At 69.1% G+C, this 22,291-nt stretch carries 21 protein-coding genes and 1 tRNA gene; 14 read left to right on the top strand and 8 right to left on the bottom strand.

Annotated features, from left to right (window positions below):
- The first annotated feature begins 28 nt into the window (after nt 1-28).
- Entirely contained in the window at nt 29-1,549 is a 1,521-nt protein-coding gene (gene lysS, locus AB0O24_RS09575) for a lysine--tRNA ligase (protein WP_363374437.1), read from the top strand.
- 13 nt (nt 1,550-1,562) lie between these two features.
- On the opposite strand, the gene AB0O24_RS09570 is transcribed toward lysS, so the two are convergent.
- Nucleotides 1,563-2,678 carry a DUF4192 family protein gene (locus AB0O24_RS09570; protein ID WP_363374434.1) on the bottom strand — a complete coding sequence of 372 codons (1,116 nt, stop codon included), beginning with the start codon at nt 2,676-2,678 and terminating at the stop codon, nt 1,563-1,565.
- Nucleotides 2,679-2,810: 132 nt separating this feature from the next.
- Between AB0O24_RS09570 and AB0O24_RS09565 the strand changes: the two genes are divergently transcribed.
- The 3 genes from AB0O24_RS09565 (at nt 2,811) to AB0O24_RS09555 (ending at nt 5,359) form a co-directional block, all read left to right on the top strand.
- Complete coding sequence (locus tag AB0O24_RS09565) at nt 2,811-3,002, top strand: hypothetical protein (RefSeq protein ID WP_275801518.1); 192 nt, start codon at nt 2,811-2,813, stop codon at nt 3,000-3,002.
- Nucleotides 3,003-3,084: 82 nt separating this feature from the next.
- Nucleotides 3,085-4,551 carry a cardiolipin synthase gene (gene cls / locus AB0O24_RS09560; RefSeq protein ID WP_363374432.1) on the top strand — a complete coding sequence of 489 codons (1,467 nt, stop codon included), beginning with the start codon at nt 3,085-3,087 and terminating at the stop codon, nt 4,549-4,551.
- 79 nt (nt 4,552-4,630) lie between these two features.
- On the top strand, nt 4,631-5,359 hold the full coding sequence (locus AB0O24_RS09555) for a hypothetical protein (RefSeq protein ID WP_307382964.1): 729 nt from the start codon (nt 4,631-4,633) through the stop codon (nt 5,357-5,359).
- A gap of 86 nt (nt 5,360-5,445) precedes the next feature.
- On the opposite strand, the gene AB0O24_RS09550 is transcribed toward AB0O24_RS09555, so the two are convergent.
- Genes AB0O24_RS09550 through AB0O24_RS09540 form a run of 3 tightly spaced genes read right to left on the bottom strand, consistent with a single transcriptional unit; the run spans nt 5,446 to nt 6,913 of the window.
- Nucleotides 5,446-5,676 carry a helix-turn-helix domain-containing protein gene (locus AB0O24_RS09550; protein WP_307382962.1) on the bottom strand — a complete coding sequence of 77 codons (231 nt, stop codon included), beginning with the start codon at nt 5,674-5,676 and terminating at the stop codon, nt 5,446-5,448.
- Nucleotides 5,673-6,287: a hypothetical protein gene (locus AB0O24_RS09545; protein ID WP_363374430.1), complete on the bottom strand. Its 615-nt coding sequence runs from the start codon at nt 6,285-6,287 to the stop codon at nt 5,673-5,675. The genes AB0O24_RS09550 and AB0O24_RS09545 overlap by 4 nt, the downstream gene beginning before the upstream one ends.
- A complete protein-coding gene (locus AB0O24_RS09540) occupies nt 6,287-6,913 on the bottom strand; it encodes a hypothetical protein (RefSeq protein ID WP_363374427.1) in 627 nt (208 codons plus the stop codon). Before AB0O24_RS09540 ends, AB0O24_RS09545 begins: the two co-directional genes overlap by 1 nt.
- A 189-nt stretch (nt 6,914-7,102) precedes the next feature.
- Here AB0O24_RS09540 and AB0O24_RS09535 point away from each other — a divergent pair, with 189 nt between their 5' ends.
- The 3 genes from AB0O24_RS09535 to AB0O24_RS09525 all read left to right on the top strand — a co-directional run bounded on the left by AB0O24_RS09535 (nt 7,103) and on the right by AB0O24_RS09525 (nt 10,923).
- Nucleotides 7,103-9,628 carry an ATP-dependent Clp protease ATP-binding subunit gene (locus AB0O24_RS09535; protein ID WP_275801511.1) on the top strand — a complete coding sequence of 842 codons (2,526 nt, stop codon included), beginning with the start codon at nt 7,103-7,105 and terminating at the stop codon, nt 9,626-9,628.
- 70 nt (nt 9,629-9,698) lie between these two features.
- Nucleotides 9,699-10,208, top strand: coding sequence for an amino-acid N-acetyltransferase (locus AB0O24_RS09530; protein ID WP_275796115.1), 510 nt, complete (start codon nt 9,699-9,701; stop codon nt 10,206-10,208).
- Between the two features lie 46 nt (nt 10,209-10,254).
- Nucleotides 10,255-10,923 carry a hypothetical protein gene (locus tag AB0O24_RS09525; RefSeq protein WP_307382956.1) on the top strand — a complete coding sequence of 223 codons (669 nt, stop codon included), beginning with the start codon at nt 10,255-10,257 and terminating at the stop codon, nt 10,921-10,923.
- A gap of 174 nt (nt 10,924-11,097) precedes the next feature.
- Here the strand turns inward: AB0O24_RS09525 and AB0O24_RS09520 are convergent, their stop codons facing one another.
- Nucleotides 11,098-12,633: an amino acid permease gene (locus AB0O24_RS09520; RefSeq protein WP_058595805.1), complete on the bottom strand. Its 1,536-nt coding sequence runs from the start codon at nt 12,631-12,633 to the stop codon at nt 11,098-11,100.
- A gap of 146 nt (nt 12,634-12,779) precedes the next feature.
- On the opposite strand from AB0O24_RS09520, the gene AB0O24_RS09515 reads away from it, so the two are divergent.
- From AB0O24_RS09515 to AB0O24_RS09490, 6 genes are all read left to right on the top strand, one after another.
- Nucleotides 12,780-14,135: a glutamine synthetase family protein gene (locus tag AB0O24_RS09515; protein WP_363374424.1), complete on the top strand. Its 1,356-nt coding sequence runs from the start codon at nt 12,780-12,782 to the stop codon at nt 14,133-14,135.
- Nucleotides 14,116-14,925: a gamma-glutamyl-gamma-aminobutyrate hydrolase family protein gene (locus tag AB0O24_RS09510; protein ID WP_363374421.1), complete on the top strand. Its 810-nt coding sequence runs from the start codon at nt 14,116-14,118 to the stop codon at nt 14,923-14,925. Before AB0O24_RS09515 ends, AB0O24_RS09510 begins: the two co-directional genes overlap by 20 nt.
- Entirely contained in the window at nt 14,922-16,277 is a 1,356-nt protein-coding gene (locus AB0O24_RS09505; RefSeq protein ID WP_363374419.1) for an aldehyde dehydrogenase family protein, read from the top strand. The genes AB0O24_RS09510 and AB0O24_RS09505 overlap by 4 nt, the downstream gene beginning before the upstream one ends.
- A 43-nt stretch (nt 16,278-16,320) precedes the next feature.
- Nucleotides 16,321-17,100, top strand: a complete 780-nt coding sequence (locus tag AB0O24_RS09500) for a 3-oxoacyl-ACP reductase (RefSeq protein WP_275800738.1) — start codon at nt 16,321-16,323, stop codon at nt 17,098-17,100.
- 26 nt (nt 17,101-17,126) lie between these two features.
- The gene (locus tag AB0O24_RS09495; protein ID WP_275800736.1) at nt 17,127-17,843 is read left to right on the top strand and encodes a GntR family transcriptional regulator; all 717 of its coding nucleotides are present in this window, start codon (nt 17,127-17,129) and stop codon (nt 17,841-17,843) included.
- A 148-nt stretch (nt 17,844-17,991) separates the two neighbouring features.
- On the top strand, nt 17,992-18,402 hold the full coding sequence (locus AB0O24_RS09490) for a dehydrogenase (RefSeq protein ID WP_275800734.1): 411 nt from the start codon (nt 17,992-17,994) through the stop codon (nt 18,400-18,402).
- A gap of 355 nt (nt 18,403-18,757) precedes the next feature.
- Here the strand turns inward: AB0O24_RS09490 and radA are convergent, their stop codons facing one another.
- The 3 genes from radA to AB0O24_RS09475 are packed head-to-tail and all read right to left on the bottom strand — an operon-like array spanning nt 18,758 to nt 21,757.
- Complete coding sequence (gene radA / locus AB0O24_RS09485; RefSeq protein ID WP_275800732.1) at nt 18,758-20,125, bottom strand: DNA repair protein RadA; 1,368 nt, start codon at nt 20,123-20,125, stop codon at nt 18,758-18,760.
- Between the two features lie 56 nt (nt 20,126-20,181).
- Nucleotides 20,182-20,781, bottom strand: a complete 600-nt coding sequence (locus tag AB0O24_RS09480) for a DUF4304 domain-containing protein (RefSeq protein ID WP_363374414.1) — start codon at nt 20,779-20,781, stop codon at nt 20,182-20,184.
- Nucleotides 20,782-20,803: 22 nt separating this feature from the next.
- Entirely contained in the window at nt 20,804-21,757 is a 954-nt protein-coding gene (locus AB0O24_RS09475; RefSeq protein ID WP_363374411.1) for an L-lactate dehydrogenase, read from the bottom strand.
- Between the two features lie 272 nt (nt 21,758-22,029).
- On the opposite strand from AB0O24_RS09475, the gene AB0O24_RS09470 reads away from it, so the two are divergent.
- Nucleotides 22,030-22,120 (top strand) — tRNA-Ser (locus tag AB0O24_RS09470).
- The last annotated feature ends 171 nt before the right edge of the window (nt 22,121-22,291 follow it).

Genomic DNA, 22,291 nt, shown 5'->3' with positions numbered 1-22,291 from the left:
CTGGGGGAGACCCCGAGGAGCTTTCACGATGACCGACGCGCCCGCGAACGACGCCGCCGAACCCACCGAAGACGACGTCTTCGAGCAGAAGGCCGTCCGCCTCGGTAAGCGCGAACGGCTGCTCGCCGAGCGCACCGACGCCGCGGGCGGTCCGTACCCGGTCGTCGTTCCCGTGACGGACACGATTCCGGCACTGCGCGAGCGCTACGGTGACCTCGAGGCGGGGGCCGAGACCGGCGTCACCGCCGGCGTCGCGGGCCGCGTGGTGTTCAGCCGCAACACCGGCAAGCTCTGTTTCGCCTCCCTGCAGGCCGGAGACGGCAGTCGCATCCAGGCGATGGTGTCGCTCGCCGCGGTCGGCGAGGAATCGCTGCAGGCCTGGAAGGAACTGGTCGACCTCGGCGATCACGTCTTCGTCTCGGGAGAGGTCATCTCGAGCCGTCGGGGCGAGCTGTCGATCATGGTCGCCGAGTGGCGGATCGCCGCGAAGGCCGTCCTGCCGCTGCCGAACCTCCACAGCGAGCTCAGCGAAGAGAGCCGCGTGCGCAGCCGCTTCCTCGATCTCATCGTGCGTGACCGTGCACGAGAGACCGTCCTCGCCCGTGCCAAGGTCAACGCCAGCCTGCGCCGCACGTTCACCGAGCGTGATTTCGTCGAGGTCGAGACCCCGATGCTGCAGGTCCAGCACGGTGGGGCGAGTGCGCGTCCCTTCGTCACGCACTCGAACGCATTCGACGCCGAGCTGTACCTGCGTATCGCGCCGGAACTCTTCCTCAAGCGCGCCGTGGTGGGCGGCATCGACCGCGCGTACGAGATCAACCGCAACTTCCGCAACGAGGGTGCCGACTCCACGCACAGCCCCGAGTTCGCGATGCTCGAGGCCTACCAGGCCTACACCGACTACAACGGGATCGCCGATCTCACGCAGACGCTCATCCAGAACGCCGCCGTCGCGGTCGCCGGTTCGACGACGGTGACGTGGGCCGACGGCACCGAGTACGACCTCGGCGGCGAGTGGGACCGGATCTCGATGTACGACTCGCTGTCGGAGGCGTCGGGCCGCTCGATCACTCCGCAGACCCCGCTCGATGAACTCCGTGCCTTCGGCGCCGAGGCCGGTGTCGACGCCCCCGCGCACGAAACGCACGGCAAGTGGGTCGAAGAGCTCTGGGAGCACTTCGTGAAGAGCGGTCTGACCCGCCCGACGTTCGTCATGGACTTCCCCGTCGACACCAGCCCCCTTGTCCGCGAGCACCGGTCGATCCCCGGTGTCGTCGAGAAGTGGGATCTGTACGTTCGCGGCTTCGAGCTGGCGACCGGGTACTCCGAGCTCGTCGACCCCGTCATTCAGCGCGAGCGCTTCGTCGAGCAGGCGACGCTCGCCGCGCGCGGCGACGTCGAAGCGATGTCGATCGACGAGGAGTTCCTGCGCGCTCTCGAGCACGGGATGCCCCCGACCGGCGGAATGGGAATGGGGATCGACCGCCTCCTCATGGCCATCACCGGGCTCGGCATCCGCGAGACGATCCTCTTCCCGCTCGTCAAGTGACGCGCGCCCGCGCTCAGCGCGGGACACGCTCGAACAACCATTCCGGGAGCCGGCCGCTGTCGGCCAGCGTCAGCACGATCGCTCCGAGCCCGTGATCGGGGTCGATCTCGAGCGCCGACTGCGCGTAGAAAGCGGCGTGTGTTCCACGCCCGGTGGCCCAGGCGAGCCAGGCGCAGGCCGCGAGCGGCCCGGGACGCCGGGAGCGCGGCGTCGTCGCCGCAACCTGACGGCACCGCTCGAGCGCGATGAGGACTCGATCGAGATCGGGCTGCGCGCCCTCGCCCCACATCGGGCGCGCGAGGTCTTCCGGATAGCCCACTCCGTCCGGAAAACGCGTCTGCGCTTGGAACACGGCATCGCCGGCGGTGATGTCACCGACCCACTGCATGAGGGCGACGTCGCGGAGCATCGGTCTTTCGAGAGCGAAGGCCAGGCTCGCGAGCCGGTGGCGGCCGTCCGGGGCCGAGAGGGGCTCGAGAACGCTCTCGAACAGCGCGGGCGGATCACTCAGTTCGTCGAGGATCGCCTCCGCGGCTCGGCGGCGCGACACGCTCAGACGGTCCCGTCGACGCGGGATGTCGAGCAGGCGGTCGACGTCGTCGAGCGCGCGACCAAGGCGCTCCTTCTCGGCGAGGTCGACGGTGGGCAGGCTTGCGCCGGCGGCCTGGTCGTGGTGGGGCGACGCCTCGGGAAGCTCGGGCCCCGCGGCGCTGATCTCGTCGAGCCCGTGCTCACCGGCGATCGCGGGGTCGAGGTAGCTGCTCCACCCGTTCGCGCCCACGACCAGCGCGTCGACGATGCGCAGTCCGCAGATGTGCGCACGTTCCCGGACGGCGTCGAGCAGCGCGCCGTGCGGCAGCGGATCCGAACCGACCACGGCGTCGTCGGTGTAGACGATCACCGTCACGGCATCCGCGAGGGGAACCTTGCACGCCATCCCGATGACCGTGGATGCGACGCGAGGGAGGTCGGGGCTGTCGTCGGCGGGGAGGTCGACGCGCAGAGCGGCGAGCGATCGCGATTTCGCGAAAGGGATGAGCACGAGGCTGCGCCGCGGGGTGCAGTGGAGCAGGTGCGGAACCAGGGCGAGCAGGGACAGGGGTGACGAGACGCGGATGACCGTGGACATGACGACGAGCGTCGTGGATCCGTGGATCGCGAAACGGCACGCGGCGGCGAAATGGGGACAGATCCTGCACATGGTCGAATGTGAAGGAGGAGTGCTGGGCCGGGACGGTGGGACCCCGGGTATCCTTGAGGGATGGACGACTCCTGGCTGCCGGTGTTGTGGGCGATTCTGCCGACCATCGTCGTGTCGGTGACGTTCTTCCTGATCCTGCGCGGGGCCATCCGCATGGATCGCACGGAGCGGAAGGCATACGCGCGCATCGAAGCGCAGGAGCGTGCGAAACGCGGTCTTCCTCCCGTCGCCGGCGACAGCGCGGCCCGCTAAACAGCGCCGCTGGCCGACGTCGGTCCCGTCGCGTGTCGGGGGTACTCACTACGCTGAGGGGACAACCCGCCCAGGAGGACCCGTGATCGACGCCACGTTCGAAGCGAGCTGGCTCGTCATCGCCTTCTTCGTCATCGACCTCGTGGTGCGTGTCGCCGCGATCATCGTCGTCCCGCGCAACCGTCGGCCCACCGCGGCGATGGCCTGGCTCCTCGCGATCTACTTCATCCCGTTCGTGGGCGTGTTCCTCTTCCTGCTCATCGGCAACCCCCGCTTGCCCCGCAAGCGTCGGCGCAAGCAGGCGGCGATCAACGAGTACATCCACGACACCAGCGCGTCGCTCGAGTTCGGAACCCTGCGCCCCAACGCCCCCGACTGGTTCCGCGCGCTGGTGCGGTTGAACCGCAACCTCGGTGCCATGCCCATCGCGGGAGACAACGCCGCGACCCTGATCTCCGACTACCAGCAGAGCCTCGATGCGATGGCCGACGCCATCCGCCAGGCGCGACGCTACGTGCACGTCGAGTTCTACATCCTGCAGTCGGACGAATCGACCGACAACTTCTTCCGCGCCCTCGAAGAGGCTGCTGAGCGCGGCGTGGTCGTCCGGGTGCTGCTGGATCACTGGGCCAACCGCGGCAAACCCTTCTACAAGAAGACCCTCCGACGACTCGATGCCATGGGGGCGCACTGGCACCTCATGCTGCCGGTGCAGCCGCTCCGCGGACGCTGGCAGCGACCCGATCTGCGCAACCACCGGAAGCTCCTCGTCATCGACGGCGACGTCGCCTACATGGGATCGCAGAACGTCACCGACTCCTCCTACAACCTTCGCAAGAACATCCGGCGCGGCCTGCACTGGGTCGACCTCATGGTGCGCGTGGAGGGGCCGGTGGTCGCCAGCATCAACGCCGTGTTCCTGTCCGACTGGTACAGCGAGACCGACGAGACCCTGCGCGACGAGATCGACCTGTTCAGCGTCACCACCGGCCCCGGCGAGCTCGATTGCCAGATCGTGCCGTCCGGACCGGGCTTCGATTTTCAGAACAACCTCAAGCTCTTCCTCGGACTGCTCTTCGCCGCACGCGAACGCATCATCATCGTCAGCCCGTACTTCGTTCCCGATGAGGCACTTCTCCTCGCGATCACCACCGCGTGCCAGCGCGGTGTGCACGTCGAACTGTTCGTCTCGGAAGAGGGAGACCAGGCGATGGTCTACCACGCGCAGCGCAGTTACTACGAGGCGCTCCTGCGAGCGGGTGTCGTCATCTGGATGTACCGCAAGCCGTTCATCCTGCACAGCAAGAGCGTGACGATCGACGACGAGGTCGCGGTCATCGGCTCGAGCAACATGGACATGCGCTCGTTCGGTCTGAACCTCGAGGTCTCGATGCTCGTCCGCGGGCAGGAGTTCGTCCGCGACATGCGCGGGGTCGAAGGCGTCTATCGCGGTCTCAGCCGTGAGCTCACGCTCGAAGAGTGGCGTCTGCAGCCGCTGCGGTCGACGATCCTCGACAACCTGGCTCGCCTCACCTCGGCGCTGCAGTAGACCGGGCCGCGGCTTTCGCCGCTGGCATCCAGGATTCTCGGCCACGATGGAGCGACGACAACTCGCCCCCGGAGGTCTCATGTCTCGTCGTCTCTCGCTCCTCGGGCTCCTCGGAGCCGGTCTGATCGTCGTGGGTGCCGCGACCGGATGCGCCACCGGCACCGCGTCCGCGCCGTCATCCTCGGGTTCATCCACCTCGACTCCGGATGCCACGGCCCCGGCCGAGTCGTCCGAGATCGGAGCCGCGTGGCTCAACGGGGGCCGCTCGCTCGCCCTCGTCACGTGGGGGAGCTCGTCGTGCGTCCCCCGGAGCACCGAGACCCCCACGATCGCCGACGGGGTCCTCACGGTGTCGCTCACCGCGTCGGAGGGCACCGCCTGCACCCGTGACATGGTTCCGCGGCCGACCCTGGTCTCTCTGCCGGGAGGGGTGGATCCCACGAAGGATCTCGAGATCGCGGTGAGCGGTGCCGCGACCGGAAAAGCGACGCTCGCGGGACTCGCGGCACCCGTCCAGGCTGAGGACTTCACGCCCAACGCCGGTTGGGTCGACGACTCGCTCGTGGCGATCATGACGTACGGGAGCTCCAGCTGCCCGCCGTCCGTCGAGACCGTGTCGGCCCAGGGCGACGCGATCGCGGTCGGCTTCGCGACGCCTCCGGCCGACCTCGTCTGTACGCTCGACATCGCTCCGCAGCTCAGCCTGGCCGACGTGACCGGCATCGGAGGGCCGGAGACCTCGAGCCTCGTGCTGTCGGGTGGGGGCGTAACGGCCGACGGCCCCGTACCGATCATCGGGAAGCGCTGACATCGTCGCGTTCGGCCCCCGCGAGGAATCGCGGGGGCCGATGTCATTCGCCCGGGCTTCCTCGCGAGGGGGAACAGCCGGACGGCTCAGTGCTCGATCACGAGCAGGTCGCCGACCTCGCAGTCCAGCGCGCGGCAGATGGCCGAGAGGGTCGAGTAGCGGATCGCCCGCGCGCGATCGTTCTTGAGCACCGAGAGGTTCACGATCGAGACGCCGACGATCTCGCTGAGGCGCGTGAGGGTCATGCCTCGCGACTCGAGGAGTTCGTCGAGTCGGCAGTGGATGCCGGTCGGTTCGTCGTCGGCTGCGGGGCTCATACGAGGCCCTCCGTGTCGCGCTGCAGGCGCGTGCCGTAGGTGAAGACGACGGACAGGGCGAGGACGCCCAGTCCGACCAGCATCCAGACCGGGTCGAAGGAGAACCCGATCACGAAGACCCCGCCCGCCGCCGGGTTGAGCTCGTCCGCGGCCATCATGCGACCCAGACCGCCGAGGCCCGCGGAGAGGATGCCGCCGATCAGCAGCGCGGCACCGGCGACCTGGGTGGCTGTGATGAGCGCGCGGTGGAATGGTCGACGCCACATCAGCAGGAGGAAGAAGAGGACGACAGCGCTGACGGTCAGCAGGGTCGTCAACGCGCTGAACGCCGCGCCGAGGACGAGAAGAGTGCGCGTCTGGCCGCCCAACCCCTCGGCGACGACGCGCGCCGAGTCGTACGTCGCGGAGACGATCGTCGCGCTGTCCGCGCCGGGGGTGAGGGGCACCGCGCTTTCGGTCAAGAGGCTGATCGCGCCGCTGCCTCCGGCGATGTCGATCGCCGCGCGGATCGCGGGGAGCGCGAGCGCGAAGCCCATCACCAGCCCCGCAGTGACGAACAGGATGACGGTGCCGCGCTCCATGCGGGCCGACACCCAGGACGGGTTGGCCATCACACGAGCCCTTCTGTATCGCGCTGCAGGCGGTCACCCACGGCGAAGACCGTCCCGGCGAGGCCGGCGACGAACGCGATCCCGAAGAGAGTCGGCACGTCGATGAGTTGGGTCGCGCCGCGATCGAAGGTGCGCTCCGAGAGCCACGCGATCGCACCGTTCGCGACCATGTTCTGGAAGAACGGGACACCGGCCACGCCGACGAGTGTCACGATCCCGGCTGCAGAGACGAGGCCCGTGTTGCGACGGCTGAAGATGCGACCGCGCAGGATGCTCGACGTGAGAAGGAGCAGCAGCGTCACCACGGCGACCACGACCGCGGCGAAGAGACCTTCCGCGATGAAGAGTGCGGCGAGGGAGGCGGGCGGCAGAGCGGGGGCGGTGATGACGGCGCCGGTGAGCTCCACCGGGACCGGGGCGCCGTTCGGACCGATCGGGGCTTGCGCGACCGTGTCGAGGAACGGGGCGGCGACCCGCACGTTCTGATTCGAGGCCGCGGCCGCGATGTTCACGATGCTGCGGACGACGGCCCAGATCGCGATGCCGATGCCGGCCACGACGAAGAACCAGAACGAGACGGTGTCGCCGCGAGAGAGGACCCGGGAGGTCGGACGGGGGGAGGCCATGACAACTCCTTATCGATGATCGTTGTTATCGGTTATCGATAAGTTAATGACTATCGATATGTTCCGCAAGCCCTGCCCCGCTTCCGGTATGCCCACGGCGAACACGGGGCTCTGGCATCCGGCCGCTGGTTACTCTCGATGTACGGCGCGCGGAGGCGTGCCTGTCAGCCCATTTCTGGAGGGACTGAGATGTTCGAGAGATTCACCGACCGTGCCCGTCGTGTGGTCGTCCTCGCCCAAGAAGAGGCGAAGATGCTCAACCACAACTACATCGGCACCGAGCACATCCTGCTCGGACTGATCCACGAGGGCGAGGGCGTCGCCGCGAAGGCGCTCGAGTCGCTCGGCATCTCGCTCGACGCCGTCCGCGAGCAGGTGCAGGACATCATCGGCCAGGGTCAGCAGCAGCCGACCGGCCACATCCCCTTCACGCCGCGTGCGAAGAAGGTGCTCGAGCTGTCGCTGCGCGAAGCGCTGCAGCTCGGCCACAACTACATCGGCACCGAGCACATCCTCCTCGGCCTCATCCGCGAGGGCGAGGGTGTCGCAGCGCAAGTGCTCGTCAAGCTCGGCGCCGACCTGAACAAGGTTCGCCAGCAGGTCATCCAGCTGCTCTCGGGCTACCAGGGCAAGGAGCCCGCGGGTGTCGCCACCGGCGCCGGCGAGCAGCAGTCCTCGGGTGCGCAGGGCGGGTCGGCCGTGCTCGACCAGTTCGGTCGCAACCTCACGCAGGCCGCGCGCGACAACAAGCTCGACCCCGTCATCGGTCGCGAGAAGGAGATCGAGCGGGTCATGCAGATCCTCTCGCGCCGCTCCAAGAACAACCCCGTCCTCATCGGTGAGCCCGGTGTCGGGAAGACGGCGGTCGTCGAAGGCTTGGCCCAGGCGATCGTCAAGGGCGACGTCCCCGAGACGCTGAAGGACAAGCAGGTCTACTCGCTCGACCTCGGATCTCTCATCGCCGGTTCCCGCTACCGCGGTGACTTCGAGGAGCGCCTGAAGAAGGTCACGAAGGAGATCCGCACGCGCGGCGACATCATCGTCTTCATCGACGAGATCCACACCCTCGTGGGTGCGGGTGCCGCCGAGGGCGCGATCGACGCGGCATCCATCCTCAAGCCGCTCCTCGCCCGCGGTGAGCTCCAGACGATCGGTGCCACCACGCTCGACGAGTACCGCAAGCACTTCGAGAAGGATGCCGCTCTCGAGCGCCGCTTCCAGCCGATCCAGGTCGCCGAGCCGAGCCTGCCCCACGCGATCAACATCCTGAAGGGGCTGCGCGATCGCTACGAGGCGCACCACAAGGTGCAGATCACCGACGGCGCGATCGTCGCGGCGGCGAACCTCGCCGACCGCTACATCAGCGACCGGTTCCTGCCCGATAAGGCCATCGACCTGATCGACGAGGCCGGTGCCCGCCTGCGTCTGTCGATCCTGTCGTCGCCGCCCGAGCTGCGCGAGTTCGACGAGAAGATCGCGAAGGTGCGCGAGCAGAAGGAGCAGGCCTCCGAGGAGCAGGACTTCGAGAAGGCCGCGTCGCTCCGCGACGAGGAGAAGTCGCTCCTGGCCGAGCGTCTGCGTCTCGAGAAGCAGTGGCGCTCGGGCGATGTCGCCTCCCACGCGGTCGTCGATGAGGGCCTGATCGCCGAGGTTCTGGCCCAGGCGACCGGCATCCCCGTCTTCAAGCTCACCGAAGAAGAGTCCAGCCGCCTCATGTTCATGGAGAAGGCGTTGCATCAGCGCGTCATCGGCCAGGAAGAGGCGATCGCGGCTCTTTCGCGCACGATCCGTCGTCAGCGCGCGGGCCTGAAGGACCCCAAGCGTCCGAGCGGCTCGTTCATCTTCGCCGGCCCCACGGGCGTCGGAAAGACCGAGCTGGCCAAGGCGCTCGCCGAGTTCCTCTTCGACGACGAGGGCGCGCTGATCTCCCTCGACATGTCGGAGTTCGGAGAGAAGCACACCGTCTCGCGTCTGTTCGGTGCCCCTCCCGGGTTCGTCGGCTTCGAAGAGGGCGGCCAGCTCACCGAGAAGGTGCGCCGCAAGCCGTTCTCGGTCGTGCTCTTCGACGAGATCGAGAAGGCCCACCCCGACATCTTCAACTCGCTCCTGCAGATCCTCGAAGAGGGTCGCCTGACCGACGGTCAGGGCCGCGTCATCGACTTCAAGAACACCGTGATCATCATGACGACCAACCTCGGTTCGTCGGCGATCGCCGGTGGTCCGGTCGGGTTCCAGGTCGAGGGCAGCGCGCAGACCTCGTACGAGCGGATGAAGGGCAAGGTCGACGAAGAGCTCAAGCGCCACTTCAAGCCCGAGTTCCTGAACCGTGTCGACGACGTCATCGTCTTCCCGCAGCTGAACAAGGAAGAGCTCCGTCAGATCGTCGGTCTGTTCGTGAAGCGTCTCGCCGACCGCCTGCTCGACCGTGACATGACCGTCGAGCTGTCGGACGACGCGAAGGACAAGCTCATCGAGATCGGCTTCGACCCGACCCTCGGTGCTCGTCCCCTCCGCCGCGCCATGCAGCGCGAGGTCGAGGACCGCCTCAGCGAGAAGATCCTGCACGGCGAGCTCGAGTCGGGCGACCACGTGAAGGTCGGCGTCGAGAACGGCCAGTTCACCTTCGACACCGCCCCGCGCGGCGAGAAGGTCGCGATCGGGGTCGGAACGGCCGGCGAGATCGCCGCCACCCCCGACACGCTCGCGGGCAGCTGACGCGTAACAGACAGGGACCCGGATGCCATGGCATCCGGGTCCCTTCTGCGTTGCGGCGTACGCTGGATGGATGACCTCATCCGCGCCGTTCGTCGTCCGCCCCGCCGGAACCGCCGACGTCCGCCGCATCCACGAACTCCTCGAGCCGTTCGTGCAGAAGCGCATCCTGCTCGGCAAAGACCTCGTGGTGCTCTACGGCTCGGTGCAGCAGTTCGTCGTCGCCGAGGCCGATGGCGTGGTCATCGGGTGCGGTGCTTTGCACGTGATGTGGGAAGACCTGGGTGAGATCCGCACCCTCATCGTGCACGACGAGTGGCTGCACCACGGCGTGGGCCGGGCGATCGTCGAAGAGCTGGAGCAGCGCGCGCGCGAGCTCGGCGTGAGCCGGCTGTTCTGCCTCACGTTCGAGGTCGACTTCTTCACGCGCCGCGGTTTCTCGCCGATCGGAGAGCAGGTCGTCGATCCCGACGTGTACTCGCAGCTCGTGCGCAGTCCCGACGAGGGCGTCGCCGAGTTCCTGGACCTCGCGCACGTGAAGCCCAACACACTGGGCAACACCCGCATGCTCAAGCACCTCTGAGCGTGCCGTGGGCTGAGCGCACAGCGAGGCCGAATACGCTGGAACGATGACCGATGCCCCCCGCAGGCGGCGGCAGTCCCCGGCGGTCTACCGTCGTCGCCGTCTCGCCGCCGCGCTCCTCGCGTTGATCGTGATCGGCCTCGTCGTGTGGCTCGTCGCGGCCCCGCCCTGGCGCTCCGCTCCCGCCTCCGACAGCGCTCCCGCCCCCGCCCCCACCGCTCCAGCCGCCGTGCCGACCCCGGCGGCCGACCCGACCACTCCGGCGGCCACCCCTGACCCGACCCCCAGCGCGAACGAATCCTCCGGGCCCGCGGAGTGCACGCCCGCCGACATCAAGGTCGAGGCGCTCTCCGACAAGAGTGAATACGGCCAGGGTGAGAACCCGCAGCTCTCGATCCGGCTGACGAACACCGGAGCCAGCCCGTGCGTCATGAACGTGGGCACCAGCGCGCAGTCGTTCACGGTGACCAGCGGCTCCGATGTGTGGTGGCGTTCGACGGACTGCCAGTCCGAGCCGAGCGACATGGAGGTCACCCTCGCCGCGGGGCAGACGGTCACCAGTTCGTCGCCCCTCACCTGGGATCGCACCCGTTCTTCCGTCGGCTCGTGCGAGAGCGAGCGTCCGTTCGCGCCCGGCGGCGGAGCGACGTACCACCTGAGCGTGTCGATCGGCGGCATCCCCTCCGCCGGGACGGCGTCGTTCATCCTGCAGTGATCTCGGCAGGCGCTGGTGTGGGGCACCGTTTTCCGTTTGGGGCGTGGAATACTCCGCCCCACACGGAATAACGCGCCCCAAACCAGGTGGGCCGACCCCGCGGGGCGAGCCGGGCCAGCAGGAGCGCGAGAAGAGAGGGGCGGATGCCATGGCATCCGCCCCTCTGCGGCTCCGTCAGGGGCGCTTCTCGCCGAAGACCTCACCCTCCATGGCGTCGTAGCCCTCCTTCTGCGGGTCGCCGTGTAGGCCACCCGAGAGGGCGTACTCCTCCTCGGGGGAGAGGACGAGGCGGTGCCGGCCGTAGATCGCGAAGGCGATGAAGATCACGGCGTAGACCACGATGATCGCGACGATCGCGAGCAGGTACGCCGGGTTCAGCAGAAGGCCGAAGAACACGACCGCGGCGATGATCGCCGCCGAGTAGGCCCCGAACAGCCCCCACGGGCTCTTGTAGGGGCGGACGGCGTTCGGGAACTTCTTGCGGAGCACGATGAACGAGACCATCTGCAGGAAGTACGCGAGCACCGCTCCCCACACCGCGATGTTCAGCACGATCGCGCCGGCGGGGCTGGCGTCGCCGCCGGCCGCCTGCACGATCACGAGGGCGAGGAAGCCCAGGACGGCGCCGAACACCAGCGCGACCCAGGGCGTCTTACGGGCGCCGGTGAGCGAGAGCCAGCGCGGGTAGTACCCGGCGCGCGAGAGCGAGTACATGTTGCGGCCGTAGGCGAACATGATGCCCATGAGGGATGCCAGCAGGCCGATCAGCGCGAGGAGCGACAGCAGGGCCGCCGCCTGATCCCCGACCATCGCGCGGAAGCCGTCGAGCAAGGGCTCGAGAGAGCCGCCGGTCTCTTCGGCCCCGAGGACGCCGGTGTTGAGGAACAGCACGATGAGGCCCGTGACGATCAGCGTGCCGCGCGCCCAGAGGCCGGCGCGGGGGATGTCGCGGGCGGGGTTGTGCGACTCCTCCGCGGCGAGGGGGAGTTCCTCGATGCCGAGGAAGAACCACATCGCGAACGGGAGGGCGAGCAGGATCGATCCGACGCCGAAGGGGAGGAACTCGGTGTTGCCGTCGGTCGGGGCGATGTTCCAGAGGGAGCCCCAGTCGAAGGCGCCGCTCGCGAGCGACATCACGCCGAAGACGACGATGATGCCGATCGAGATGATCGAGACGACGATCGCGAAGCCGAACGAGATGTTGGCACCCGCGGCGTTCAGGGCGATGAAGAGCGCGTAGAGGATGATCCACCAGACGAACGCCGGCAGGCTCACCCCGGTCAGCAGTTCGAGGGCGGAGTCGGCGTACTGGCCCGAGAAGTAGACGACGACAGCGGTGGTCGCGACGTACTCGATCGTCTCGGCGAGGCCCGTCGCGAGGCCTCCCCACGGCCCCATCGCCGAGCGCGCGAACGAGTAGGCGCCGCCCGTGTGCGGCATCGCGGCCGCCATCTCGCCGATCGAGAAGGTCAGGCCGTAGTACATGATCACGAGGATCACGAAGGCGATGAGCATGCCGCCGAAGCCGGCGAAGCCGATGCCGAAGTTCCAGCCCGAGAAGTCGCCGGAGATGACGGCGGCGACGGCGAGGCCCCAGAGGCCCCACACGCCGGCCGAACGTTTGAGCGTGCGTTTCTCGAAGTACGAGGAATCCGTTGCCGTATAGGTGGCTCCGGCGACCTTTTTGCGGGAACTGCTCGAGGTGGACATGTGACCTCCAGAAGGATGCGGGCAGGCGGCGGGCTCGCCTTGCGGGAAATCATGGCCTTCTATTGGTCGACCTGTCTACCTTTGGCGTGTAAGTTCCTCGTTACGTCCTCCGCACGCGAGGACGACGAGCACGCGAGAGGGAAACCATGGCGGGCAATCTCACCACCGCAGAATTGGATGCCGCGATCGACAGCGGCGAGATCGACACGGTCATCGTGGCGTTCCCCGACGCGCAGGGTCGCCTCGTCGGCAAGCGGGTCGCCGCGCGGTTCTGGCGCGACGAGGTGCTGCCGCGCGGAGCGGAGGCCTGCAACTACCTGCTCTCGGTCGACGTCGACCTCAACACCGTCGACGGATACGCGATGTCGAGCTGGGACAAGGGCTACGGCGACATGCTGCTGGTCCCGGATCTCGAGACGCTCCGCCGTGTCCCCTGGCAGCCCGGGACCGCCCTGGTCATGGCCGACCTCGCCTGGGAGGACCGCGAGCACGTCGCGCAGTCGCCGCGTGGCATCCTGAACGCCCAGCGCGCTCGGCTGGCCGAGCGGGGACTGACCGCCTACGCGGGCACCGAGCTCGAGTTCATCGTCTTCGACGACTCGTTCCGGGAGGCGTGGGCGAAGGGCTACACGGGGCTCCGGGCCTCGACCGACTACAACGTCGACTACAACCTGCTCGCCACCACCCGGCTCGAGCCCCTCCTGCGCGACATCCGCGTCGGGATGGACGGCGCGGGCATGTACTGCGAGGGCGTGAAGGGCGAGTGCAACTTCGGTCAGCAGGAGATCGCGTTCCGCTACGCCGAAGCCCTCGAGACGGCCGACAATCACACGATCTACAAGAACGGCGCGAAAGAGATCGCCGACCGGCACGGCAAGTCGCTGACGTTCATGGCGAAGTTCAACGAACGCGAGGGCAACAGCTGCCACATCCACCTCTCCGTCCGCGGTGACGACGGCACCGCCGTCATGGCGGGCGACGGGGAGCACGGCTTCAGCCCCCTCATGGAGCACTGGATCGCCGGCATCCTGGCCACCCTCCGCGAGTTCACGCTGCTGTACGCCCCCACGATCAACTCGTACAAGCGGTTCGCCCTCGGCTCGTTCGCGCCGACCGGCATCGCGTGGGGCGTCGACAACCGCACCTGCGCGCTGCGCGTCGTGGGGCATGGCTCGTCGCTGCGCGTCGAGAACCGTGTGCCGGGCGGGGACGTCAACCCGTACCTCGCGATCTCGGCGATCATCGCCGGGGGACTGTACGGCATCGAGAACGAGCTCCCGCTGCCCGCTCCGCTGACGGGCAACGCCTACACCTCCGGTGTCGACACGCTGCCGACGACTCTGCGCGAGGCTGCGCGGCTCTTCTCGGGGTCGACCATCGCTCGTGCCGCTTTCGGTGACGAGGTCGTCGAGCACTATCTCAACCAGGCGCGCATCGAGGTCGAAGCCTTCGACGCCGCCGTGACCGACTGGGAGCGCGTGCGTGGTTTCGAACGTCTCTGATCCGGCCCGGACCCCCGTCGTCGGGCTCACGACCTATCTGGAGCGCGCGAAGCAGGGCGTGTGGGACGTGCGCGCGGCGTTCCTTCCGCAGCAGTACTTCGACTCCGTCACCGCCTCGGGTGCCACCGCCGTGCTCCTGCCGCCGCAACCGCGTCCCGAGCAGGCTGCCGCCGCGGTGCTCGACGGTCTCGACGGGCTGATCCTCACGGGCGGGCTCGACGTGCAGCCCGAGCTCTACGGCGCCGAGCGCCACCCGCTGACCGACCCCGCGCGCGCCGACCGCGACGCGTGGGAGCTCGCGCTCCTGGCCGGGGCGCGGGAGCGCGGCATCCCGGTCTTCGGCATCTGCCGGGGTCTTCAGCTGATCAACGTCGCCCTCGGGGGCACCCTGCACCAGCACCTGCCCGAAACCCTCGGCACCGAGCGTTACCGGATCGGCGGGGGCGTCTTCGCCGAGAACACCGTCGAGGTGGATGCCGGAACCCGGCTCGCCGGCCTCGTCGGGGCAGGGGAGCTCACGGTCCACAGCTACCACCACCAGGGCGTCGACCGCGTCGGTGAGGGACTCCACGTGACCGCGCGGACCGACGACGGGCTCGTGCAGGCCGTCGAGATGCCGGGCGACGACTACCTCGTCGCCGTGCAGTGGCATCCGGAGGAGAACGCCGAGGACCGGCGGCTGTTCCTCGGGCTCGTCGCTGCCGCCGCGCGTTACCGGGCGTCCCGCGCGGGCACCGCCGCCGCTTCAGCCGTTTCCGATTCCTCCGCGCACCAGGGAGCCCTCGCATGAGCACCTTCACCGTCATCGACCCCTCGACGGGGTCGCCGATCACCACGCTCGAGCGCGCCGAGATCGATCAGGTGGATGCCGCCGTCGCCGAGGCCGTGCGTGCGCAGCGCGCGTGGGCGGCGCTCGCCCCCGTCGCCCGCGCCGACGCGCTGCGGTCGTTCGCTCGGGTCGTCGAGGCACACGTCGAGGAGCTCGCGGCGCTGGAGGTTCGCAACTCCGGCCACCCCATCGGCTCGGCCCGGTGGGAGGCGCAACACGTCGCCCAGGTGCTCAACTACTATGCCGGCGCCCCGGAACGCCTGATCGGGTCGCAGATCCCGGTCGCCGGCGGGCTCGATGTGACCTACCACGAGCCGTACGGCGTGGTCGGGATCATCGTGCCGTGGAACTTCCCGATGACCATCGCCGCGTGGGGCTTCGCCCCCGCGCTCGCCGCGGGGAACGCCGTCGTGCTCAAACCGGCGGAGCTGACGCCCCTGACCGCGATCCGCCTCGGCGAACTCGCTCTCGAAGCGGGCCTGCCCGAGGGGCTCTTCCAGGTCGTGGTCGGCTCGGGTTCGGTCGTCGGGCAGCGGTTCGTGTCGCACCCCGACGTGCACAAGGTCGTCTTCACGGGATCGACCGAGGTCGGCACCGAGGTCGCGGCGGGATGCGCGCGGATGCTCAAGCCCGTGACCCTCGAACTCGGCGGGAAGAGCGCCAACATCGTCTTCGCGGATGCCGACCTCGAGAAGGCCGCGGCCGGCGTACCCGGCTCGGTGTTCGACAACGCCGGTCAGGACTGCTGCGCCCGCAGCCGACTGCTGGTGCAGCGGAGCGTCTACGACCGGTTCCTCGAGATGCTCGAGCCCGCCGTCGCCGCGTGGAAGGTCGGCGACCCGCACGACGAGGACACGCAGATGGGGCCGCTCATCTCGGCATCCCACCGCTCCAGCGTGCAGAGCTTCCTCGACGGGACGGACGTCGCCTTCCGCGGATCCGCGCCGGAGGGCGACGGCTTCTGGTTCGCCCCCGCGGTCGTGCTCGCCCAGCCCGGCGACCGCATCGCGCGCGACGAGGTCTTCGGGCCCGTGCTCGCCGTGATGCCCTTCGACGACGAAGCGGATGCCATCCGCCTGGCGAACGACACCGCCTATGGTCTCGCGGGGTCCATCTGGACCGAGAGCCTGGGGCGTGGCATCCGGGTCTCCCGCGGGGTGCGCAGCGGCGTGCTGTCGGTGAACTCGCACTCGTCGGTGCGGTACGCGACGCCCTTCGGCGGCATGAAGGCCTCCGGTCTCGGCCGGGAGCTCGGACCGGATGCCGCCGAGCACTTCACCGAGGTGAAGAACGTGTTCTACGCCACCGAGTGACCCCTCATCCCTCTCCACCCCCACGCCTAAGGAACCACAGCTCATGACCATCGATCTCACCCAGCGCCTCGGCGACCGCGTCGCCATCGTCACCGGCGGTGCCAGCGGCATCGGCCTCGCCACCGCCCGTCGGTTCGCCGCCGAGGGCGCCCGCGTCGTGATCGCCGACCTCGACGAGACCACCGGTACCGCCGCGGCCGAGGAGGTCGGCGGGGTGTTCCGGCAGGTGAACGTCGCCGACGAGGCATCCGTCGACGCTCTCTTCGACGGCGTCGCCGCCGACCTCGGCAGCGTCGACATCGCGTTCAACAACGCCGGTATCTCGCCCGCCGACGACGACTCGATCGAGACCACAGAACTGCCCGCGTGGGACCGTGTGCAGGACGTGAACCTCAAGAGCGTGTATCTCTGCTCGCGCGCGGCGCTGCGACACATGGTGCCGGCCGGCAAGGGGTCGATCATCAACACGGCCTCGTTCGTCGCACTGCTGGGATCGGCGACCTCGCAGATCTCGTACACCGCCTCGAAGGGCGGCGTGCTCGCGATGACGCGCGAGCTGGGTGTGCAGTTCGCCCGCCAGGGGATCCGCGTGAACGCGCTGTGCCCGGGGCCGGTGAACACGCCCCTGCTCCAGGAGCTGTTCGCCAAAGACCCCGAGCGTGCGCAGCGTCGCCTCGTGCACGTGCCGATGGGGCGGTTCGCGGAGCCCGAGGAGATGGCCGCGGCCGTGGCGTTCCTGGCATCCGACGATGCGTCGTTCATCACCGCGACGGCCTTCGTCGTCGACGGCGGGATCACCAACGCGTACGTCACGCCGCTCTGAGCCGTCGACCGTGACAGGCTGAGACGGTGACCGACGCCCCGCTCGACGACCTGCGCCGGGCCGTCTACCGGCCCGTGCGCAGCGGGAACGCGCTCGAGGACACGACCGCGCGCATCGTGCAGACGGTTCGCCTGGGTCTCGTCGCGCCGGGGGAGTCGCTGCCCGCGGAGCGCGAGCTCGCCGCGCTGTACGGCGTCAGCCGTGACACGGTGCGGGAGGCCCTGCGCGAGCTGTCCGACGCGGGGTGGCTCGAGACGCGGCGCGGTCGGTACGGCGGGACGTTCGTCGTCGATCCGGTACCGCGGCCCTCGGGACCGGCGGAGGTGTCCGCGGCAGAGCTCGACGACGTCGTGGCGCTGCGTGGCGTCCTCGAGCCAGGGGCCGCGTGGGCCGCGGCGGCGCGCTCGCTGTCGGCGGACGAGCGCGACGTGCTCTGGGCGCGGCACGAAGCGGCGGCGCGGGCCGAAGGGGCGGACTACCGCCGACTCGACACGCTCCTGCACCTGACGATCGCGGAGGTCGCCGGCATCCCGTCTCTCGTTCCCCTCGTCGCGGACAATCGCGCGAAGATCAACGCCTGGCTCGACACGTTTCCGCTCCTGCCGCGCAACATCGACCATTCCACCTCGCAGCATGCCGCGATCGTGTCGGCGATCCTCGCCGGGAGACCGGATGCCGCCCACGCGGCGATGCGCGACCATCTCGCCGGCTCTGAAGCGCTGTTGCGCGGGTTCCTGGCGTAGCGCGGGGGTGGCTGTCGGTGCCGGGCGGAGCTGTGGTGGCGAGGGGAGGAGATTCGGCGACGGGAGGACGCTCGCGTACGTATGGGTCCTCCGGTCGCCGTATCTCCTCCGCTGAGCACGGGTGCGGGCGCGCGGATAGGCTCGGAGGATGGCCGCGGGCAAGAAACGCAAGGGGAAGAAGGTCGATGTGGAGTTCAAGAACACCGCGCTGACCGACGCACTTCAGACGCAGGACATGGCCGCGATCGCCTTCGCCCTGCGGCACGGCCCGACCGTCGTCCCGCTGATGAGGGCCGGCGACGCCGACAACCCGCTCGACATGGGCGAGGTCTGGACATACCGCGACCCGAACACGGGACAGGTCGCTCTTCTGCTCTTCAGCGACGCGGCGCACAAGCCCGTGACCCTGCCGCCGCACGTCGCCCTGCAGTCGCCCCAGTGGCTGCGGACCTTCCTCGGAATGCATGAGGAGGAGCTCACGACGGTGTTCATCGACATCGCCGGACCGCACCCCATCCAGGCGAGCCCCGCCGACCTGATCGCCGCGCTCGACGCCTGAGCGTCGCCGCGGGGTTTCTCCCTGTTGAGTGTCCACAACACCCGGACCGTTCGGAAAAGCGACCGGGTGTTTTGGACACTCGATCGGGCTGCCGAACGTGGGAGCGCGGGACGCGCGAGCGATATGTCGCGGGTGAATGACGCGACTCGCGCGGGTGATGCGAGGGTGACAGACTCGGAGACATGGAGTACGTGATCACCGCGGCCGTGTGCGCCGCTGGACTCGTCATCCCCGTGGTGCTCGGCATGACGTCGCCGCACCGTCGCCGGCGGTCCGCCCCTCCCGGGCGCTGACCCGCGCTCTACCGAGGCGCCTCGAGGCAGGAGCGGCGGTCGACCGTATCGAGTGCGCGGAGTCAGAAGCCGGGTTCGCTGTCGTCGCGCGGCATGCCGCGCACCTGCAGCTCGTTGAGGGCCTGCGCCAGCTTGCGCGAGGAGGCATCGAGCACGGTGTGATACCCGAGACGCTTCGCCTCGGACGCGCGTTGCGCGGCCTGCGTCACGTTGCGGATCTCGCCCGTCAGCGTCAACTCGCCGATCGCCGCGAGGCGCTTCGAGACCTTGCGGTTCTTCACGGCGTTGGCCACCGCGATCGCGATCGCGAGGTCGGCCGCGGGCTCGACGAGCCTCACCCCGCCGACCGTGGACACGTAGACGTCGCGGTCGGACAGCCTCAGGCCCATCCGGCTCTCGAGCACCGCCAGGACCATCGCCACGCGCGATGAATCGACGCCGTTGACGATGCGACGCGGATTCGGCGCGGTCTGCCGCACGGCGAGGGCCTGGATCTCGACGGGCAAAGCGCGTCGGCCCTCCATCGCGATCGTCACGCACGTGCCCGGTTCGGGCTCGCCGTGCCCGAGGAAGAGCGCGCTCGGATCGGCGACCTCAGCGATGCCGGTGCCGGTCATGTCGAAGCAGCCGACCTCGTCCGTCGGTCCGAAGCGGTTCTTGAGTGCACGCACGAAGCGCAGCGACGTCTGCCGGTCGCCCTCGAAGTGGCAGACGACGTCGACGAGGTGCTCGAGGATGCGGGGACCTGCGATCGAACCGTCTTTGGTCACGTGGCCGACCAGGATGATCGGCAGTCCGCGCTCCTTCGCGACACGGATGAGGGCGGATGCCACCTCCCGCACCTGCGCGGGCTGGCCCGCCGCTCCATCGCTGTGGGCCGAGGAGATCGTCTGCACCGAGTCGACGATCAGCAGGCCGGGCTCGACCTGGTCGACGTGACCGAGGATCGTGGCGAGGTCGGTCTCGGAGGCCAGGAACAACTCGTCGTGGAGCGCTCCCGTGCGCTCGGCGCGCAGCCGCACCTGGGCGGCCGACTCTTCGCCGCTCGCGTACAGCACGCGACGCCCGGCGTGAGCGCTCTTCGCCGCGACCTCGAGCAGCAGCGTCGACTTGCCGACACCGGGCTCGCCGCTGAGCAGGATCGCCGCGCCGGGGACGATGCCGCCGCCCAGCACCCGGTCGAACTCTCCCACTCCGCTCGTGCGACGCGGGGCGTCTTGCGTGTCGATCTCGGTGATGCGCCGCGCCGCTCGCGCGGCGCCCGGCGCCACCGGCACGATCGAGCGCACGATGCCCGTCTGCTCGGCGGCCTCGACGACCGTGCCCCACGACTGGCACTCGCCGCAGCGGCCGACCCACTTCAGCGTCGTCCATCCGCACTCGGTGCACCGGTACGGAGCAGGGGCGGTAGCGGGACGTCGGGATGCCATGTGCCCAGGCTACGCGGGGCCTCCGACATCGATCCGTCGGGGCACGGCATCCGGGATCAGGGGAGAGGGGTGCCGAACTTCAGGGCTGCCTCTTCGAACCGCGCGGCGAGGCGGGGCCACCGGTCCTCGGCGCCGAAGCGGTCGCGGGCCGCCACGAACTGTGCGCGGGCGTCGTCGGTGCGACCGGTCGCGCAGAACCAGGCGAAGAGGTCGTCATCGAGGACGTACCCGTTGTCGAGAAGAGTGCGCGCGAGAGATGGCGCGTCGGTGATCGCGTCGAGGTGCGCCACCACCTGCTCGATCGCCGCCGGGAGCGCAGTGCCGAGGGCATCGGCATCCCGCTCCACGTCGACACGATCGCTCGGCCAGTCGCTGATGGCCTCGAACCGTGTCGAGTACTGCGCTGTCGCGCGGGTGAGATCGTCGGGGACGGAGCGTCCGATCGCGCGGTCGAGCTCCGCCACGTATGCCGACGCGTTGACGTAGAACCGCACGCCGGTGGCGGTGTTGCCGTGGCTGCGCTGCACGTCGACCGTGTGTGCGACACCGTCGCGGACGCGCGTCCAGACGTATCTCTTCTTGCGGAACCCGTGTCGCTTGAGCACCCCGCCGATCGCGGCGACGGCTTCGGCGAAACGATCCTCGATGTCGCTCATACGCCGATGCTACCGACGCGGATCAGCCGCGCAGCGAGTCGGCGACGGTCGTCAGCGCGTCGGCGGAGCGGCGCAGAAGTGCCAGCTCCGGGTCGGAGAACGGGGTGCCCGTCAGGGGGACGGCGCCCTTCGCGCTGACGATCGAGGGGACCGACAGGGCCATGCCGCTGATGCCGTGGAAGTCCTCGAGGACGGTGCTGACGGGCAGGATCGCGTGCTCGTCGCGCAGGATCGCCTCGACGATGCGAGCGCTCGAGAGTCCGATCGCGTAGTTCGTGGCGCCCTTGCCCTGGATGACCTTGTAGGCGGCGTCGCGGACGTCGACGGCGATGGCATCCAATTCGTCCTTCGTGAAGCGCCCGCCGTCGGGGCGGTCGAAATCGGTGATCGGGATCGATCCGATCGTCGCGGTGGACCAGAGCGGGAACTCGGTGTCGCCGTGCTCGCCGACGATCCAGGCGTGCACGCTCGAGGTGGCGACGCCCGCGCGCTGCGCGAGCTTCCAGCGCAAGCGCGAGGTGTCGAGCACGGTGCCGGACGCGAAGATGCGGCGGGTCGGAAGGCCGGTCGCCTCCTGTGCGAGAACGGTCAGGACGTCGCACGGGTTCGTGACGATCACGTAGACGGCGTTCGGAGCGACCTCGAGCAGCTTCGGCATCATGTCGCGGATGATGCGCGCGTTCGTCGCGGCGAGCTCGGTGCGCGTCTGTCCGGGATTCTGCTTCGCACCCGCGGTGATGACGACGACGTGCGAGCCCTCGGCCACAGATACGTCGCTACCGCCCACGATGTCGCTCGAACCGGTGAACTGCGTGCCGTGGGCGAGGTCGAGTACCTCGGCCTCGACCTTCGCCTCGGCGATGTCGTACAGCGCCACGTGCCGTGCCGACCCCCGGATGAGAGCGGCGTACGCGACGCTCGCCCCCACGCTTCCCGCGCCCACGACCGTCAGCTTGGAGTTCTCTATCACGCTCATGACTCGATCCTGGCAGCGGGGTGGGACCGGTGCCAGGGCGGTCGTTCGACGGTGGATGAACGGATGCCGCGGGGTCGGGGTACCGGTCGGTTCGGGCCTGTGGGGTTGGCGCGGCGGGTGGGGCGGGCCGAACTCCTGAGTTTCCGTACGGATCGACTCCTAGGAGGGTCTCGGGGGCTCGCGGGGGCGATTTCTCAGGAGTTTCGCCCGCGCCGGGGGCGGAGCGATGGCCGGATTCGCGGCATCCGCTCATCTGTCGTAAGCTGGTCGGCGGTGACGTGTCCGAGCGGCCGAAGGTGCAACTCTCGAAAAGTTGTGTAGGGTAACCCCCTACCGTGGGTTCAAATCCCACCGTCACCGCCACCACGAAGGCCCCGACTCCCGCGGAATCACGCGGCAGGCGGGGCCTTCGTCATTTCTTTCACGCCGCGGAGTCGGGGGCTTATAGGCAAGAACGTGTGGATGGCTCGGGCGTGTCAGCTCCGTCCTGCCCATCCGGTTCGGATCCAGAGGCCTTCCTCGGCGGTGACGGCG

Origin of the sequence: Microbacterium sp. NPDC086615 (assembly GCF_040686055.1) — a bacterium.
Classification (GTDB): Bacteria; Actinomycetota; Actinomycetes; order Actinomycetales; family Microbacteriaceae; genus Microbacterium.
This window is presented reverse-complemented; position numbering and strand designations above follow the sequence as displayed.

What these genes read in the sequence shown, in the direction of transcription:
- lysS (WP_363374437.1), top strand. Translation starts at nt 29, where the DNA reads ATGACCGACGCGCCCGCGAACGACGCCGCCGAACCCACCGAAGACGAC.
- AB0O24_RS09570 (WP_363374434.1), bottom strand. Translation starts at nt 2,678, where the DNA reads ATGTCCACGGTCATCCGCGTCTCGTCACCCCTGTCCCTGCTCGCCCTG.
- AB0O24_RS09565 (WP_275801518.1), top strand. Translation starts at nt 2,811, where the DNA reads ATGGACGACTCCTGGCTGCCGGTGTTGTGGGCGATTCTGCCGACCATC.
- AB0O24_RS09555 (WP_307382964.1), top strand. Translation starts at nt 4,631, where the DNA reads ATGTCTCGTCGTCTCTCGCTCCTCGGGCTCCTCGGAGCCGGTCTGATC.
- AB0O24_RS09550 (WP_307382962.1), bottom strand. Translation starts at nt 5,676, where the DNA reads ATGAGCCCCGCAGCCGACGACGAACCGACCGGCATCCACTGCCGACTC.
- AB0O24_RS09545 (WP_363374430.1), bottom strand. Translation starts at nt 6,287, where the DNA reads ATGGCCAACCCGTCCTGGGTGTCGGCCCGCATGGAGCGCGGCACCGTC.
- AB0O24_RS09540 (WP_363374427.1), bottom strand. Translation starts at nt 6,913, where the DNA reads ATGGCCTCCCCCCGTCCGACCTCCCGGGTCCTCTCTCGCGGCGACACC.
- AB0O24_RS09535 (WP_275801511.1), top strand. Translation starts at nt 7,103, where the DNA reads ATGTTCGAGAGATTCACCGACCGTGCCCGTCGTGTGGTCGTCCTCGCC.
- AB0O24_RS09530 (WP_275796115.1), top strand. Translation starts at nt 9,699, where the DNA reads ATGACCTCATCCGCGCCGTTCGTCGTCCGCCCCGCCGGAACCGCCGAC.
- AB0O24_RS09525 (WP_307382956.1), top strand. Translation starts at nt 10,255, where the DNA reads ATGACCGATGCCCCCCGCAGGCGGCGGCAGTCCCCGGCGGTCTACCGT.
- AB0O24_RS09520 (WP_058595805.1), bottom strand. Translation starts at nt 12,633, where the DNA reads ATGTCCACCTCGAGCAGTTCCCGCAAAAAGGTCGCCGGAGCCACCTAT.
- AB0O24_RS09515 (WP_363374424.1), top strand. Translation starts at nt 12,780, where the DNA reads ATGGCGGGCAATCTCACCACCGCAGAATTGGATGCCGCGATCGACAGC.
- AB0O24_RS09505 (WP_363374419.1), top strand. Translation starts at nt 14,922, where the DNA reads ATGAGCACCTTCACCGTCATCGACCCCTCGACGGGGTCGCCGATCACC.
- AB0O24_RS09500 (WP_275800738.1), top strand. Translation starts at nt 16,321, where the DNA reads ATGACCATCGATCTCACCCAGCGCCTCGGCGACCGCGTCGCCATCGTC.
- AB0O24_RS09490 (WP_275800734.1), top strand. Translation starts at nt 17,992, where the DNA reads ATGGCCGCGGGCAAGAAACGCAAGGGGAAGAAGGTCGATGTGGAGTTC.
- radA (WP_275800732.1), bottom strand. Translation starts at nt 20,125, where the DNA reads ATGGCATCCCGACGTCCCGCTACCGCCCCTGCTCCGTACCGGTGCACC.
- AB0O24_RS09480 (WP_363374414.1), bottom strand. Translation starts at nt 20,781, where the DNA reads ATGAGCGACATCGAGGATCGTTTCGCCGAAGCCGTCGCCGCGATCGGC.
- AB0O24_RS09475 (WP_363374411.1), bottom strand. Translation starts at nt 21,757, where the DNA reads ATGAGCGTGATAGAGAACTCCAAGCTGACGGTCGTGGGCGCGGGAAGC.